Genomic DNA, 15,439 nt, shown 5'->3' with positions numbered 1-15,439 from the left:
GCTGGAACCTGAGGAAACAGGTATCTAGTGATGGGCCCAGGCCCGGCTAGGCATCGAGGGCCCGGCCCCCTTCGCGAGAGGGGGCCGGGCCCTTTTTTCATGCCCACTCTTAACGTTAGTAGCTCGTTCCGTTCGCTCACCCTGGATGGCAAAGAATTGACCAAGAGCTGGCGTCGCAGAGGGCAGCAGGGCAATAAAACTGCAGGTCCAAGCGTTGTTTTCCGTTCAAAAAATTTGACCATAACTTTACCTGAGGCTTAAATGGATGAAAGCCCGCTATATACGATTTTCAGAGCCTGGCGGTGATGATCGGCGCCAGGCGATCGGCGATAACCGTATGACCGCTGTCGTTCGGGTGGACATTGTCGGACATATTCGCGCTGGTCAACCAGCCCTCGGTGGGGACGTAGTAGACATTCGCGTCGCCCGCGGAATTGCGAGTGGCGACCGCGGTCCGCGTCTGCGCGGCGTACCGCCTGGTGAAGGTCTCCAGCGCGAAGATCGCCGCCGCGGGGTACGCCGCCCGCACCTCCTGCAGCAGGTGGGTGTAGGACGCCTGGAAGGTGGTGGTGCTCACGCCGTGCCCCACGTCGTTGGTGCCCAGGTTGAGCACGACCGCGTTGGCCTGGTAGCGGGAGAAGTCCCAGTTGGGGGTGCCGGCGTTGGGGTTGAGCTTGGGAAAGCTCGCCTCCAGGCCGACGCAGCCGTCCGCGGTCGCCACCAGGCAGGCGCCGCCTTGGGCGATCTGCGTGTGCCTGACCCCGAGCCGCTCGCCGATGAGCCAGCCATAGGCGGTCAAGGCGTTCTTGGAGGTGGTCGTGCCGACGGTGATGGAATCCCCGACGAACTCGATCAGCTTGGGCGGGGCCGCGGTCGCGTACGTCGTGGCGCCTGGGTCGAGTAGGAGACCCTGGAAGACGGCGTCACCGTGATAGGACCCGGCGACGACCCGATAGGAGACGCGTAAGGTGTGGTTCCCCGTGGCCAGCGGTGTCGGGGTGAGGCTGACCGTGCCACGTACGTTCTGGATGTAGACCCACGCGCCGCCGTCGATGCTGTAGTACAGGTCGATGGTGTTGCGCTGGCTCAGCTTGACCGTCCTGCCGGTGAAACCGGTGGTGAGATAGGCGCCCGCCCAGAACGGCACGTACGCGGTGGGGACGGAGGCGTCCCACCGCCCGGTGAAGGAGATGTTGGCGTCGGTGGGGGAGCCGTCGCCCCTCGCCGCTTCGGCCCGCGGCGTGATCGCCATGACCAGGGCGACGATGAGCGCGCTCAGCAGCAGCCGCGTCCTCATGAGAGTCCGATCTTGGGTGCGACGATGGGGGCGAGCCGGTTGGCGACCTTGACGTGCCCGGCGTCGTTGGGATGGCCGTTGCCGTCGGCGTAGTCGACGTTGTCGGTCAGCCAGCGCCCACGCGAACGGGTCGCCCAGCCATCACTACGGCGCTCGCCTGGTAGCGGGTGAAGTCCCATGGCGTCGTGCCGGTGCTGCCGAGGTTGAAGAACTGGCCGCTCTGGCCGACGCATCCCGACTGTGCGACCAGGCAGTATCCCGCGCGGGCTATCTGCGTGTGCCGTACGCCGAGCCGCTCACCCAGCACCCAGCCGTACGCCGTCACGGCGAGCTTCGAGGACAGGGAGCCCGCGGTGATCGAGTCGCCGACGAACTCGACGAGCCTGGTGGACGTCCCGGCATCCACCGTGCGCGCGCCGGGGTCGAGGAGCAGGCCCTGGAAGACGCAGTCGCCCGACCGGTAGTTCACGCGCAGCGTATGGGTGCCGGCGGCCAGCGGGGCAGGCGTCAGGTCGACCGTGCCGGAGACGCCCGCGTAGAAGACGTCCGGGCGACCGTCGATGCTGACGTACATGTTCACCGCGTTACGCTGCTTGAGCTTGACCGTGGTCCCGGTGAACTTGGTGACCAGGTAACCGCCGGTCCACTGGGGGACGTGCGCGCCGTCCCAGCGGCCCACGTAGGTGATGTTGGGGTCCGCGGGGCTCCCATCGCCCGGGCTCGCCGCCGTCGCCGGGTGCGCGGCCGCGGTGAGTGTGACGGCGGCGAGTATCACTGCCAGGATCTTCTTCATCTGAATGGTGGCGCGGAAACCCGGTCCTTTGCAGGGGCGGGAGGAAGCGTGCCACCCCTCCTTTCGAAAACAGTATGGAAAGACTCGGTCACGTTCGGTAATGTGTGCGGTGGGTGAGGGCGCTGTGACAGGAGGTGCGCGATGGCGCTCCGCCACCAAACGCCACGGCCTGCCCACGATCGTGCAACTCCGGCTCACACCCACACCGGCCCAGACCGACGCGCTGGCCGCAGCCGTGCTGCTGTGCAATCAGGCGGCCACCGTCGTGTCCCGGCTGGCCTGGCAGCACCGCACGTTCACCGTGGTGGAGTTGCACCGGCTGGCCTACTACCAGGTGCGGGCGCAGGTAGCCGGGCTCGGTGCGCAAGCGGCCGTGCGGGCTATCGCCCGGGTCACCGGCGCGTATGCCAACCGGCGCTCCACCAAGAAACGCGCCCACATCTTCCGCCCGCACGGCGCCGTCCCCTACGACGCCCGGCTGCTCAGCTTCAACCGTGACGCCCGCACCGTGTCGCTGTGGACCCCCACCGGCCGCGTCACCGTCCCCTACACCCGCCGGCCAGAAGACCTCAAAGCCATCGACACCCTGCCGATGGGCGAGGCCGATCTGATCTGCCGACGCGGGGTATGGCTGCTGCAGGTCACCGTCACCCTGCCCAAGCCGACGGTGCGCGAGCCGGTCGGCGGCTTCGTCGGCGTGGATCACGGAGTGGCCAACCTGGCGGTCACCTCCGACGGCGCGGTGCTGCCCGGCCCGGCGCTGCCTGGGCCGATCAGTGGCAACGGCCACGTCCGCACGCTGCGGGAACGGCGGCACCGCCAACGCCGACGGTTGCAGAAGAAGGGCACCTCGGCGGCGCGTCGGGTGCTGCGCCGCCTGTCCGGGCGTGAACGCCGGATGATGACCGACCTCAACCACCAAATCAGCAAGTTCGTGGTGCGTGAAGCCGAACGCACCGGCCGTGGTGTCGCCCTGGAGGAGCTGCAGGGCATCCGCGGCCGGGTCAGGGCTCACCGGCTCCAGCGGCGCACCCTGCACCACTGGGCGTTCGCCCAGCAGACCGCGTTCACCCGCTACAAGGCCGCCCGAGCCGGGATCGCCTTCGTGCTGGTCGACCCCGCATACACCTCGCAGACCTGCCCGGACTGCGGGAACGTGGCCAGGGCGAACCGGCCGGCACGGGGCCGGTTCATCTGCACCCGATGCGGCCTCGCTGGGCACGCCGACCACATCGCAGCCCGCAACATCGCCACACGCGGCGTTACGGGCTGGGCTGCTGTCAACCAGCCACACGCTACCGGCCTCCCTTCACCCAGACGGGACCGTGAGAGCAAACCACCAGCTTCATCCGGTGGTAGTTGATGCCTTGCCTCCTGAGGGAAGGGCATGGCAGGGGCGCTGTCTCATGCGCACCCGGGCCGGAGCACGTCCAGTCGACGTAGCTGGCGGGGCTGGGGCGGGGCGGACATGTCATCGCGGAGGAAGCGGGCCTTGGGCGCTTCTGTCAGTGGAGTCGAAGTCAGGAACGAACGTCAATGAGACCGCCTGCGCGGCGCCCCGATGGTTCGCCTCCGGGCAGGTCGGCGGCGCGTTCCCGGTGAAAGTTTCAGACTGCCCGGAGTGGTCTCGGGCAGGTGTTCACGTCAGATCTTGAAGAGGTATGTCCCGGAAACGTGGACGGTGCGCCCGCCGGAAATTCAATCGCCGTTCCGGCCCACCGCACGATGTGCGACGGAACAGGCCTCCCGACAATGCTCTCCCACAACTCGCCCACCTTCTCCGGCGCGTCACGGTAAGCCGTCACGAGAAGTCGCTGGCGGCGACTTGTTCGGCGTGGTGAGCCCGGGCCAGCGCAAAGCCGGCGACGACGGTATCGATCGCCATCCTCCGGCGGCCTCCGGCGATGAGGGCCTGGGCGAAGCACAGCATGCCGGCAGCCAGATGCCGGCTCCATACAGTGGGCTGGAGCTCCTACACCCCCTCTGGGTGGCCAGCGGGTCGTCGTCAGGCGGGTGGTTCGTCGAGGAGCCGGAGGTCTGACGGGCCGATCGTGGCGGTGGTCAGCAGCGCTGTGATCAGGTTGTGGTTGAGCGTGTTGCCCAGCGGCGCCGGGATCTCCTCCTCCAGAAGCCCGGGCACCTCGGAGCTGAGTCGCTTGCGCGTCTGGGAGACGATGTGGGCGGCTCGTTTCCCGGTCCACCCCTCTCCGGGCCTGAGGCGGCTGAGCTCGTCGGCGATCTGTGCCCAGGTCAGCGGCTGCGGCCAGGGCTCAGGCCGCAGGTACCGCTGGCCCAGGCAGGTCAGGACCAGGCGTTCGACGGCGCTCAGGCGCCACTTGGGTGGGTTGCGGGTGTCGGTCTCATGACGCGTGACCGGGCTCGGTGGGGTCATGACGATCCGTACTTCGAGCAGGTGTTCCTGCTCGGGGGCGACGATGAACAGCGGCGTGTGCGCCACCGGCAACGTCGCCCGGTGCCCGGTGAGCACCAGCCGTGCTCCTGGCAGGCGGATGGGTAGGTTGCCGAGGTTGTACAGGACCCATCGCGCATGCTGGTAGGCGATGTATCCGTGCTGTCGGCTGACGTACGGGTCGTTCGGGCCGACGCAGACATGGACATCCGGCTCGCAACGCCCGAACACCACATCGAGTCCGGCGTCCGGCGCGACGCGTATCCCGCCGTTGGTTCCTTGGACGTACAGGGTGCCGGGCACGGCAGGAGGAAGGCTGAGGGTGTCGGACTCCTTCGGCAAGATGTCCACCTTGCTCAGGGGTCTGCGCATCGCTGATCCTCTCCACACGCCTCCGGAGTCACGGTAGTCGCCTCCCCTCGGGAGGGGTCCCGGGGGGCTTGACAGAAGGATATTCCGGAAGAGTTACTTCTTAGTAAGCTTGTGGTAGATCCATTCTGTAGCATCACAATTACCGCATGCCAAACTTCACGCCGCTCATACCCGGGGATCCACAGAAGCTGGGCGGCCTGGAACTCCTCGGCAAGCTGGGCGAAGGCGGGCAGGGCGTCGTCTACCTAGCCGGGACCCCCATGGGTGCGCGCGTGGCGATCAAGTGGCTGCGCCATGACCAGTCCGGCGACGAGGACAGCGTCGAGCGTTTCCTGCGCGAGGCGGAGGTCGCCCGGCGGGTGGCGCCGTTCTGCACCGCCACCGTGCTCAGCACGGGCGTCGAGCAGGGCCGGCCGTACATCATGAGCGAGTACGTCGAGGGCCGCTCCCTGGAGCGGATCGTCAGGGACGACGGCCCGCTCACCGGCGGCGACCTGGAGCGGCTCGCCATCGGCACCGCCACCGCGCTTGCCGCGATCCACGAGGCCAACGTGGTGCACCGGGATTTCAAGCCCGGCAACGTCATCATGGGCGCCGGCGGGCCGCGCGTGATCGACTTCGGGATCGCGCGCACGCTGAGCCCGACCACGATGACGAGCAGCACGCAGATCGGGACGCCTGCCTACATGTCGCCCGAGCAGATCATGGGGCAGGGGCTCGGACCCGCGACCGACCTGTTCTCCTGGGCGGCCACGATGGTCTTCGCGTCGTGCGGGCGGGCGCCGTTCGGCAGCGACGGGACGCACGCCGTGATGAGCAGGGTGCTCAGGAACCCGCCCGATCTGGGCTCGCTCGATGGACGGCTACGTGACCTGGTGCGGCAGTGCCTCGACAAGGACCCGGCTCAGCGGCCGACGGCCAAGCAGGTGATCCTGGGCCTGCTACGGAACGCGGAGCCCGACGCCGACCCCCTCGTGGAGGGGACCAGACAGGCCGCTCCGCATGCGAACCGCACCAGGCCGTCGCGCAAGCCGATCCTCATCGGCGCGGGGGCGCTGATCGCGGCGGTCGTCGTGGTGGCCGGGGTGGTCCTCGTGCCCGGGTGGCTGCGGAAGCCCACGGCCTCGCCGGAACTCGTGGCCACATCGTCTCGGCCGCCGTCTTCGGCTCCGGCCACCCCCGTCAAGACCAGGCTGCCCGGCGGCTCGATCACGCTATACGAGCAGTCGTCCGACCCGGTCACGCTGACGGCGTACGAGGTCGATGACCAGAAAAATGATGATGACATCGACTATGCCCGGCAACCGCTGCGGGGCACGTTCGACAAGTATCCGGGCAATGTGGAGTCACTGGTCTCCCCCAACGGCCGTTACCTTGCGGGAAGGCCATATGGATATACCTCGGACGGTTACGACTCCATCCTGATCACCGACAGGCCGGCGGGCTCCAGTTTCCGGGTGAAGACCGTACGGAAGCCGCTGGACGCCGCGCTCCGTTCCTGGTCGAAGGACGGCTCGAAGATCCTGCTCAACGTCAACAAGAAGATCAAGAAGGACTGGGTCACCGTGGGTTTCGCGATCATCGACGTGGCCGAGGGCAAGGTCAAGGTGATCAATGTCGCCGACGACTCGATCGGAGGCAGCGACTTCGGCTGGGACGGCGATGAAGAAGGCGTGGTCATCGTCTACGGCAAGGACGAGGGATTGCGCTTCTTCGACGCTTCCGGCAAGCCCACACGGGACATACCGGGTGTCGGGCGGCTGGCGTCCGGGACCCGCGACATCTTCTCGCCGTCAGGTAAGACGTTCGTGACTGACTGCCCGGGCGGCGGCGACGGCGACCACTGTCTCTGGGACGCCGGCACCGGCAAGCAGGTCCGCAGGTTCTCCTCCGACTGCGACAAGGTGCTCGGCTGGTACGACGAGTCGCGGCTCTACTGCTGGGAGCAGGACAACGCGGCCAATGACGAGGTCCGCGTCATGGGGTTCGACGGCAAGCTGACGCGCAGGCTGCTGGAGGTGCCGGACAAGCTGGATGTCTCCCCTTATTTCACGGCGACTCCCAGCAGTTCTTGACGTCAGTACTCCACCCACAGGTAGTAAAGGCCGGGGGCGTTCCAGTTGGTCGGGATGACGGTCTCGCAGTAGTAGAAACGCCAGGTGCCGTTGGTCTGGCCGTAGTAGCCGATCCCGTTGCACTGGTCGGGCCAGCCGTAGGTGCCCTGCTTCACGTAGCCGGGTATCTCGGCTTGTGCGGGCGAGCTGAGACTGATGGTGGCGACGAGGGTGGCCGCAGCCATCGTGAGCGCGGCGAGGATACGCTTCATATAGGAAAGTTAACTAAGGATTTGGCAATAGGCAACGGCGTTCGCCACGGCTTTCAGCCGGTGGGCGGGTTGCGGAGAAAGGTCTGCGCCAGGTCGCAGGGGCGGTCGGGTGGAGTGTTCTTGGGGCAGAAGTTGGCGACGATCGACTTGGCCCAGGTCCCGTCCTTGATCATGTCTCTGATCGCGTTGTTGATCTCGGTGGCGTCCGTGGGGGACTTGGCGATCATGCCGATGCCGTATTGCTCGGGCCTGTCCCAGACCTTGGTGTTCACCAGGTACAGGCCGGAATTGGCGGCCTCGTGACCGTAGAGGATCGCGTTGTCGGTGACGACGGCGTCGGTGGCGCCGGCGAGCAGCCTGTCGACGCACAGGGCGATGCTGGCCTGGGGGTCGAGGATCATCTTGGGGCTGAACTTCTTGTTGAGCGCATCGAGATGCTGGTACGGCGTGCTGGCCGGGGACGTGGTGCAGACGTCGTGGGCGCGCAGATCATCGACGGACTTGATCTTGTTCTTGTCGCTCTCCCGGATCAGGATGTCCTGGAAACTGAGCAGGTAGGGGACCGAGAAGGTGATCCCCTTGTTGATCCGGCCGTCGGTGATGGAGTAGCTGGCGATGATCAGATTGTCGATGCTCTTGAGCAGGTGGTCGTCCCGGTCCGCCGTCTGCACGGGGTGGAGGTGGTTGTTGTCGCGGGTGAACGTGATGCCCAGCTTGCCCATCACGTAGTAGGCGACGTCGACGTCGAGGCCCGACCAGGCGTTGGTCTTGAAGTCGTAGAGACCGATGCCGGGCTGGTCGCCGTGTGAGCCGATGCGCAGGCTGGAGTCCTGGTAGAAGCGGCTGTGCGCGGGCGGCTTGGAGCCGGCGGAGGGTGCCTGCCCGCAGGAGATCAAGACAATCGCTAACGTGGCGGAGCTGACGATCGACCACCATGGGCGCACGATGGGTCTCCTTGCTGGGCTCAGCGCACCCGGTGCGCCGTGGTGTCCGATGGGTCGAGAGTGAACTTGCAGCTCTTGCCGAACTCTCCTGCCACCACGACGACGTGGAGTTGCAGGTCGGATATCGTGCCGAGGTTGCCGACCGGGATGGGCGGAGTGGCGATCTTCGCCTGCCCGGTGGACAGCGGGCCGTGGGCGATCTGGTTGCCGTCGCCGATCAGCGTGTACGTGAGCCGGGAGTCGTGAACGCAGGCGTCCGCCAGGGACTCCGAGGCCAGGCCGAGGTGCAGGGTGATCGTCCATTCGCCCTCGTCCGCGGTGTCCGGGGACCTGGCGGGAGAGACCAGGCCGAGGGGGATCCGCACGCCTTCGCGGCCGGGGGTGAGCTCGTACCGATCGTTGAACCGCAGGACCACGTCCGGGGTGTGCGTCCCGCCGGCGGGGGTCGCCTGGACGACGATGGCTGTGGCGAGACAGGTGATCGCCGCTGTGGTGATGGTGGCGAGCGGCAGGGTGATCGACTTGAACCGCGCGGTGGCGGCACGGTGGCGTTCGACTTCCCGCTCCAGCTCCACTTCGGCGGGGTTCCCGGCGCCGTCCGCGGGTCTGGTGGCGAGGTCCCGCTCGGCCAGCGTCCGGGCCAGGTCAGACTTGGTCTGGGCGAGTTCGGCCCTGGTCCGGGCGAGTTCGTCTCCGTATTCCTGCGCGGGCCCGAGCCGCACGTCGGCGTTCGCGAGAGGCGCGGTGGCTCCGGCCCCCGTTCCCGCTCCGGCGACGGACACGGGCAGGGGGTGGGGGTGGGGCGCGGTCGCCTGGTCCATCGGCGCGGGGTCCGTCGCCGCAGTGGCCGAGGCCGCAGGGGCTGAGGCCGTCAGCTGCTGCCGGGCCATGTCCACGTAGCCGCTCACGGTCCTCGCCCGCCGGCCGAGGTTCGGCATGTTCCCCTGGTCGGCGTCGCGCCAGAGCTCCAGCCACATCTCCAGCGTGCCGTAGCGGCCGGCGGCGTAGCCGGTGGGATCCTTGTCCTCCAGGACCTCCAGGAACACGTCCACGCATACCTCGACGCGCGGCTTGGGAGGCATCGCGCCTCGCGGGGACTTCCCGGCGAGCAATTCACCGATGCGCTGCCCTCCCGCTTTGTCCCGGCGGGCGTCGAGGCGGGCCAGCCGGCTCTCCTCCACGGCCCGCTTGCGCGCCACCTGTTGCCGCAGGCCCTCGGCCACCCCGGCGGGCGGCTGCTCGTGAAGTGCCCTCTCGGCGTCGCGACCTGCGGTGATGCGCAGGCAGAGCAGCCGCTCCACCTGCGCGTGGGACACCCCGTGAGACTCGACCGCCATCCCGAGTGCCCGGAGCAGGACGATGAACTCCACGGTGGAAGGTCGTGGCTCCCGGTGCGCCCTCGCCACTGCCTGCTGCACCTCCCACCGTCTCCCGGGCTCCCGGGATCGGGGAGACATCGGGAAGAGCTCTCTATAAGAAGGAGGATAACTGGAATTAGTCGGGTAGCACGGGCGAAGAGTGGAGTCGCGGGGAAGCCCGAGAATATCGCCACGGAGCAAGCTGCTCCGAACTTCGCGGGCAGGCTCCGAGAATGGGCGAAACTTCCGGATTGTCGATGAAAGCTCCGTACGGACGTCCCCCAATAGGTGGATGAAGGCGTCCAGAAACGGAGGAATCCGTGAGTATCCAGCCGCCGCGCAGGGGTGACGCAGAGGAGACCTCGCACCATACTCGAGATGCAAGGTCACATAGCGTCAATGATGATGTTGGTGGTCAGGAGCGAAATCAACCCCGTGAGCTCGTGACCGGGTGACCGGAACCCCGCCCCTCTCTGCCGACCTGTGGAAATAGGTGCATACCAGCAGATCGGTCCCGATGAGAAAGGAAAATCCATGTTACACCCCTGAGCGGGGAGCGCCCAATGGCTGATGTCGTGCCGCCTGTGTCCCCAGGCTGCCAGCCGAATCGGGCACCCCTCCGCTCAGTGGCCAACCTCCGTCAGATCAAAGCTTCTGGAGGTCGATTCCAATGAAGCACAATGTCAGCGGACAGACCACGGCCAATCCACATCCCGCTCATTCGCTCAAATTCCGAAAGATCCTCTGGAGGGCGTCCGCCCTTCTCGCGTCCGCCCGGCGTGCGGTGGTGTTCCTCCTGCCGGGTGCGCTCACTGCTCTCCTGACGGCCGTGCCCGTCGTCGCCCTGATGGCCGTCGGCTATCAGATCGGCGGGGTACCGGTCATGTGGGGCACGCTCATCGGCACCGTTTTCCCCCTTCTTCGCGGGATCGGAGACTGGCGCCGGGATCGGCGGGCCCGGGATCGACGGGACGAATCAGCGTGATGAGATCAGCGTGACGAAGTCCGGCCGGCCGTTCCCGATCGGGGAGCGAGCCGGCCGAACTGTTCGTCGACGAAGGCCAGGACGGCGGGGTCCATCTCACCGTCGGGCACCGGATCGGGGGAGAACATCCCCCATTCGCGCCCCCGCACCAGCAGCCCATGAGTACGACGGGCATGATGACGGACCTTGGCCGGATTCAGATAGGTGATGGAGTAGCCCATCCGCCGCCCGGCCGAGTGATTGGCCGCCGACCCGTGCACGATCGCCATGTGGTGCAGGGAGAACCGGCCGGCACTCAGCGTCAGCTCGACCGCCTGGGCCTCGTCCACCTCCCCGGAGATCTCCTCGTACGAGAAGAGCATGTTGGCGCTGCCCGACGGCGAGGCGGCGTGCCGGCGAGGGGGCAGCAGGTGACTGCCGGGGATCACCCGCATGGCGCCGTTGAGGGACGTACTCGGGATCAGCGCCACCCAGGCGGTGCAGACGGCGTCGCCCTCGATGTCCCAGTAGTAGGAATCCTGGTGCCAGGCCACCTGCTCAGGCCTGCCCGGCTCCTTGATGAACAGCGAGGACCCCCAGCACAGGACGTCCGGCCCGAGCACCGCCTCGACGGCGTCCACGATGCGCGGATCCGCGACGACCGGCGCCAGCGCCGGCAGCTTCAGATGCGCCTTGTTGCGCAGCACCAACTGCTCCTGGACGCCGTGCCGCCGGCCGAACGCCGCGATCCGCGCGCCCAGCTCCGCGCATTCCCCTGCGGTCAGGCCGGGCAGGTCGGTGAGGTAGCCGAGACTCCGGTACCGGGCGAGGTCGGACGGTGAAAGGGCCATGTCAGCGCTCCTCGGCGAAGACCTCGGCGTCGAGGTCGAGCAGGTTCATGAACGCCGGGAAGGAGTCGGCGGTGTCGGCCGCGTCGCCGATCCGGCATGGCCGCCTGCCGGCCAGGCCGAGCAGGACCGTCGCCATCAGGATGCGGTGGTCGCCGTGGTCGGAGAAGTCGGCGTCGCCCTCGTGGGACACGCGGCCCCGGATGTCGAGCCCGTCGACCGTTCCCTCCCGGTCCGTCACCAGCGCCACAGGGATGCCGACCCTGTGGAGTTCGGTGGCCATCGCAGCGATACGGGGGGATTTGTGGTGCTGGGTGAGCCTGCCTCCCGTGATCCGGATCCGGCCCGGCACGGTCGCCGCGACGGCCGCCACGGTGGGCAGGATGTTGGGGCAGTCGCGCAGGTCGAAGTCGGCGTCGGCGGCCCCGGTCAGATCGCCGCAGTCGATCGTGACGCTCCCGTCCCCGTCGAGCCGGTGGACCCGGGCGCCGAGTTCGGTGAGGATGCCGACGATCGTGCGTTCGCCCTGCGCGCTGTGCGGGTCCAGGTTGGTGACGGTGACGCGGCCCCGCGTCACGGCGGCGGCGCCCATGAGGTAGGAGGCCGAGGTGTAGTCGCCGGTCAGCCGTAAGGTCCGCGCCTGGTATCGCTTCCCGCCGGGGACGGTGAGTTCCCGCATGCCGGGTGCCTCCTGGACCGGCACCCCGAAGCGGCTCATCATCTCGACGGTCTGCCTGATGTAGGACATCGAGTACAGCGGGCCGCGCAGCCGCAGCCGCAGTGGGTCCGCGGCCAGCGGGGCGGCGATCAGCAGGGCGGTGGCGAACTGCGAGGAGACGGTGGTGTCCAGGTCGTACCGGCCGCCGGGCAGGCTGTCCGACAGCGTCGCGAACGGCGGCCGGCCAGGTGCCCCCGGGAACAGGAAGCCGACGCCCTTGCCGGCCAGGACCTCGAAGAGCGGCCCGAACGGGCGCTCGCGCAGCGAGCAGGTGCCGTCGACGATCAGCCGGCCGGGCAGGGCCGATCCGATCACGGCGCACACCCGCGCGATGAGCGCCGAACCGCCCGCCCAGACGTAGCCGGTGCCGTTCGCCGTGCGCCACGGGTCCGCGCCCACGATGTCGATCCGGTCGCCGGTACGGGTGATCTCGGCGCCGAGGGCCCGGCACGCGTCGGCCATGAGCTCGGTCTCCCGGGACACGAGCGGGGAATGTAGGGAGGTCCGGCCGTCGGCCAGCGTGCCCATGATGAGGGCGCGCTGGGTTTCGGGTTTGGAGCCGGGAGCGCGGAATACTCCCTGTAGCGGCGGTCGCTTGGCAATCGATCGCGGCATTCAAGACCCTCCGACCACCACAAAGATGATGGATTTCCGAATTGATCGGGGATGGGGGAGCTTGCGACCCTAAGTGTGCGTTCTGTGGTGGTCTCTGTCCATACGCGGGGTTATGTGAAGTCGCGACGTGGACACCGCGCGCCTGAGCTCCGCTATGTGATCTTCGTGCTGGGTCGCGTGCTGGCCGGAATGAAGGCTCCCGCTTTTTCCCGAAGCCCGCTCGGCCCCCCGAAGATACCGGCATTTTCCCAATCGAGAAACACTCAGCCGATTAGCCGGCACGCTGACGTATCGTTTCCGGATGACCGGCCTTTGGCACGCGTGGACGTGTCCGCCGAACCGATTTCGACCTCACCTTCCCTTCGCGCGGAAACTCAGGGAGACGTCATGCGCGCAAGTCCCACCTGTCTCGTGTTCACCATCACCTTGCTCGCGGCCTCGCTCACCGCCTGTGGCGGCAATGACGATTCCATCGTCGGCAAAAAGTCCCTCGTTATCGGGATAAAGACGGATTTGCCGGGCTTGGGGCTTCAAACGGCGAACGGATTCACCGGGCTGGACGTCGACATCGCCAGGTACGTCGCCCGCCACCTCGGCGTCGCCGACGGGGACGTCACCCTGAAGAAGACCACCTCCGACGTACGCGAGCAGTTCATCGAGCAGGGGCAGGTCGACCTGGTGGTGGCGACATACTCCATCAGCGACGACCGGAAGCGGAAGGTGTCCTTCGCCGGCCCCTACCTGGTCACCGGCCAGGACATTCTGGTGCTCGCCGGCAACAACGGCATCACCGGCGTGGACAGCCTGCGGGACAAGGTGGTCTGCGGCGCGTCCGGCTCCAACTCGCCCAAGCGCCTCGCCGAGCGGTTCGGCGGCGTCGCGGACGTCGCCAACGCCTGGGGGCGCGGTCATCTGAAGATCCTCAACGGCTACGGCGCCTGCCTGCCGTTGTTGCAGAACTCCACGGTCGACGCGATCTCCACCGACGCGACCGTGCTGGCGGGCTTCGCCGCCCAGACGCCTGGCCGGTTCCGGCTGGTGGGCAAGCCGTTCTCGACCGAGAAGTACGGCATCGGGCTGCGGCGGGACGACAAGCGGGGGCGCGAGGCCGTCAACGACGCGCTCGCCCAGATGTTCAAGGACGGCAGTTGGAAGCGGTTCATCGACGCCGATCTAGGCGAGTTCGGCACGTACTTCACCACCCCGCCGGCTCTTGAGCGCTACTGATCTCGCATGCGGGTCCTGCTGGACGAACACGGAAGGATCATCGCCGCGTTCCTGCTCACCCTGAAGCTGACGGGGGCGTCCGCGGTCGTCGCGTTCATGGTCGGCATCGTGCTGGCCGCCGCGCGGATCAGCCCGCTGCCGGTGCTGCGCCGGGCCGGGGCGGTGTACGTCGGGGCGGTGCGCAACGTCCCGCTGACGCTCGTCGTGCTGTTCTGCGGACTCGGCCTGGGCAGCGTGCTGAACCTGCGGTTCTCGGCCGACGAGTCGGTGCAGAGCTACTGGCTCACCGTGATCGGGCTGGGCGGCTACACCGCGGCCTTCGTGTGTGAGGTGCTGCGCGCCGGGATGGCCACGGTGCCGGTCGGGCAGGCCGAGGCGGCGCGCGCGCTCGGGCTGACGTTCCCGCAGACCGTGCGCCTGGTGGTGCTGCCGCAGGCGGTCCGCAACGTCGTGGGGCCGCTCGGCGGCCTGCTGATCGCGCTCACCAAGAACACCACCGTGGCCGCCGCGATCGGCGTGCTGGAATCCGCCACGATCATGAAGGAGTTGTTCAACGACCACGGCGACGCGGTGATCCCGATCTTCCTCGCCTTCGCCGCCGCGTTCCTCGCCGTGACCCTGCCGACCGGCCTGCTGTTCAGCCGGTTGGCCGGACAGCTGACCGTGCGGCAACTCGGCGCGGCCGGAGCGCCGATCGCCATGTACGACGTACCCGGGCCGCGCGCGCGGCTGCGCGGCAACGCGCTGAGCGTGGCCTTCACCGTCGGCCTGGTCGGCGCCGGTTGGCTGCTGTGGCGGAGGCTGGCGGACACGGGGCAGTTCGACGCCCGGCTGTGGGCGCCGTTCGGGGCGGGCCAGGTATGGGGCAATCTCATCCTGCCTGGATTGGGCAACACGCTGGCGGCCACGGTGACGGCCGTCGTGCTCGCGTTGCCGTTCGGGGTGCTGTTCGGGGCGGCGCGGCTGTCGGCGTACCGGCTGGTCCGGGTGCCCGCGGCGGCGGTCGTCGAGTTCTTCCGCGCGGTGCCGCTGCTGATACTGATCTTCTTCAGCCAGTTCGCCGGCTACCAGCTCGGCTTTACGGTGTCCGCGTTCGTCGCGCTGACCACCGGGCTCGTCCTCTACAACGGCTCCGTGCTCGCCGAGATCTTCCGGGCCGGCATCAGGGCGGTGCCGATCGGCCAGGCGGAGGCCGGCTACGCTCTCGGGCTGTCCACGTCCGGGGTGATGCGGCTGATCCTGCTGCCGCAGGCCGTCACGGCGATGATGCCCGCCATCGTCGGTCAGCTGGTGGTGCTGCTCAAGGACACCGCGCTCGGCTTCATCATTTCCTACAACGACCTGCTTTATCAGGGCTTGGACGTGGTGGCGGCGAACTACCAGAACTTCATCCCCGCGGCCATCGTCGTGGCGCTGATCTACATCGCGGTCAACCTGACCCTCGGCCGGGTGGTGACCTGGCTGGAACGCCGTGGCCGCACCCGTCGCGCCGGCCCGGTCCGCGACACGGTGACCATCCCTGTCGATCAACCGCGTTGGGACGCGTCCAGCGCGTGAGCCGGTGTTC

The 15,439-nt window shown here is 67.9% G+C and carries 13 protein-coding genes; 4 read left to right on the top strand and 9 right to left on the bottom strand.

Annotation, left to right across the window (positions count from 1 at the left end):
* Window positions 1-289: 289 nt before the first annotated feature.
* The gene (locus AB0B91_RS56240; RefSeq protein ID WP_358339953.1) at window positions 290-1,297 is read right to left on the bottom strand and encodes a GDSL-type esterase/lipase family protein; all 1,008 of its coding nucleotides are present in this window, start codon (window positions 1,295-1,297) and stop codon (window positions 290-292) included.
* Between the two features lie 106 nt (window positions 1,298-1,403).
* Complete coding sequence (locus AB0B91_RS56235) at window positions 1,404-2,090, bottom strand: hypothetical protein (protein ID WP_358339952.1); 687 nt, start codon at window positions 2,088-2,090, stop codon at window positions 1,404-1,406.
* Between the two features lie 124 nt (window positions 2,091-2,214).
* On the opposite strand from AB0B91_RS56235, the gene AB0B91_RS56230 reads away from it, so the two are divergent.
* Window positions 2,215-3,453, top strand: a complete 1,239-nt coding sequence (locus tag AB0B91_RS56230; RefSeq protein ID WP_358339951.1) for a transposase — start codon at window positions 2,215-2,217, stop codon at window positions 3,451-3,453.
* Window positions 3,454-3,891: 438 nt separating this feature from the next.
* On the opposite strand, the gene AB0B91_RS56225 is transcribed toward AB0B91_RS56230, so the two are convergent.
* Together AB0B91_RS56225 and AB0B91_RS56220 are read right to left on the bottom strand one after the other, a co-directional pair.
* On the bottom strand, window positions 3,892-4,020 hold the full coding sequence (locus tag AB0B91_RS56225) for a hypothetical protein (protein WP_358339950.1): 129 nt from the start codon (window positions 4,018-4,020) through the stop codon (window positions 3,892-3,894).
* A gap of 75 nt (window positions 4,021-4,095) precedes the next feature.
* Window positions 4,096-4,872, bottom strand: coding sequence for a hypothetical protein (locus tag AB0B91_RS56220; protein ID WP_358339949.1), 777 nt, complete (start codon window positions 4,870-4,872; stop codon window positions 4,096-4,098).
* Between the two features lie 146 nt (window positions 4,873-5,018).
* Between AB0B91_RS56220 and AB0B91_RS56215 the strand changes: the two genes are divergently transcribed.
* Window positions 5,019-6,947, top strand: coding sequence for a WD40 repeat domain-containing serine/threonine protein kinase (locus AB0B91_RS56215; RefSeq protein ID WP_358339948.1), 1,929 nt, complete (start codon window positions 5,019-5,021; stop codon window positions 6,945-6,947).
* 2 nt (window positions 6,948-6,949) lie between these two features.
* Here AB0B91_RS56215 and AB0B91_RS56210 read toward each other — a convergent pair whose 3' ends face one another.
* The 5 genes from AB0B91_RS56210 to AB0B91_RS56190 all read right to left on the bottom strand — a co-directional run bounded on the left by AB0B91_RS56210 (window position 6,950) and on the right by AB0B91_RS56190 (window position 12,645).
* Entirely contained in the window at window positions 6,950-7,198 is a 249-nt protein-coding gene (locus AB0B91_RS56210) for a hypothetical protein (protein ID WP_358339947.1), read from the bottom strand.
* A 53-nt stretch (window positions 7,199-7,251) separates the two neighbouring features.
* Window positions 7,252-8,142, bottom strand: a complete 891-nt coding sequence (locus AB0B91_RS56205) for a transporter substrate-binding domain-containing protein (protein ID WP_358339946.1) — start codon at window positions 8,140-8,142, stop codon at window positions 7,252-7,254.
* 20 nt (window positions 8,143-8,162) lie between these two features.
* Window positions 8,163-9,512 (bottom strand): hypothetical protein, encoded by a 1,350-nt coding sequence (locus tag AB0B91_RS56200; RefSeq protein WP_358339945.1) that lies wholly within the window; start codon window positions 9,510-9,512, stop codon window positions 8,163-8,165.
* A 978-nt stretch (window positions 9,513-10,490) separates the two neighbouring features.
* Complete coding sequence (locus tag AB0B91_RS56195; protein WP_358339944.1) at window positions 10,491-11,315, bottom strand: phytanoyl-CoA dioxygenase family protein; 825 nt, start codon at window positions 11,313-11,315, stop codon at window positions 10,491-10,493.
* 1 nt (window position 11,316) lies between these two features.
* Entirely contained in the window at window positions 11,317-12,645 is a 1,329-nt protein-coding gene (locus AB0B91_RS56190; protein WP_358339943.1) for a hypothetical protein, read from the bottom strand.
* Between the two features lie 387 nt (window positions 12,646-13,032).
* On the opposite strand from AB0B91_RS56190, the gene AB0B91_RS56185 reads away from it, so the two are divergent.
* Together AB0B91_RS56185 and AB0B91_RS56180 are read left to right on the top strand one after the other, a co-directional pair.
* On the top strand, window positions 13,033-13,872 hold the full coding sequence (locus tag AB0B91_RS56185) for a glutamate ABC transporter substrate-binding protein (protein ID WP_358339942.1): 840 nt from the start codon (window positions 13,033-13,035) through the stop codon (window positions 13,870-13,872).
* 6 nt (window positions 13,873-13,878) lie between these two features.
* The gene (locus tag AB0B91_RS56180; RefSeq protein WP_358339941.1) at window positions 13,879-15,429 is read left to right on the top strand and encodes an ABC transporter permease subunit; all 1,551 of its coding nucleotides are present in this window, start codon (window positions 13,879-13,881) and stop codon (window positions 15,427-15,429) included.
* Window positions 15,430-15,439 lie beyond the last annotated feature (10 nt).

It is taken from the genome of Nonomuraea sp. NPDC049141 (genome assembly GCF_040648415.1).
Classification (GTDB): domain Bacteria; phylum Actinomycetota; class Actinomycetes; order Streptosporangiales; family Streptosporangiaceae; genus Nonomuraea.
This window is presented reverse-complemented; position numbering and strand designations above follow the sequence as displayed.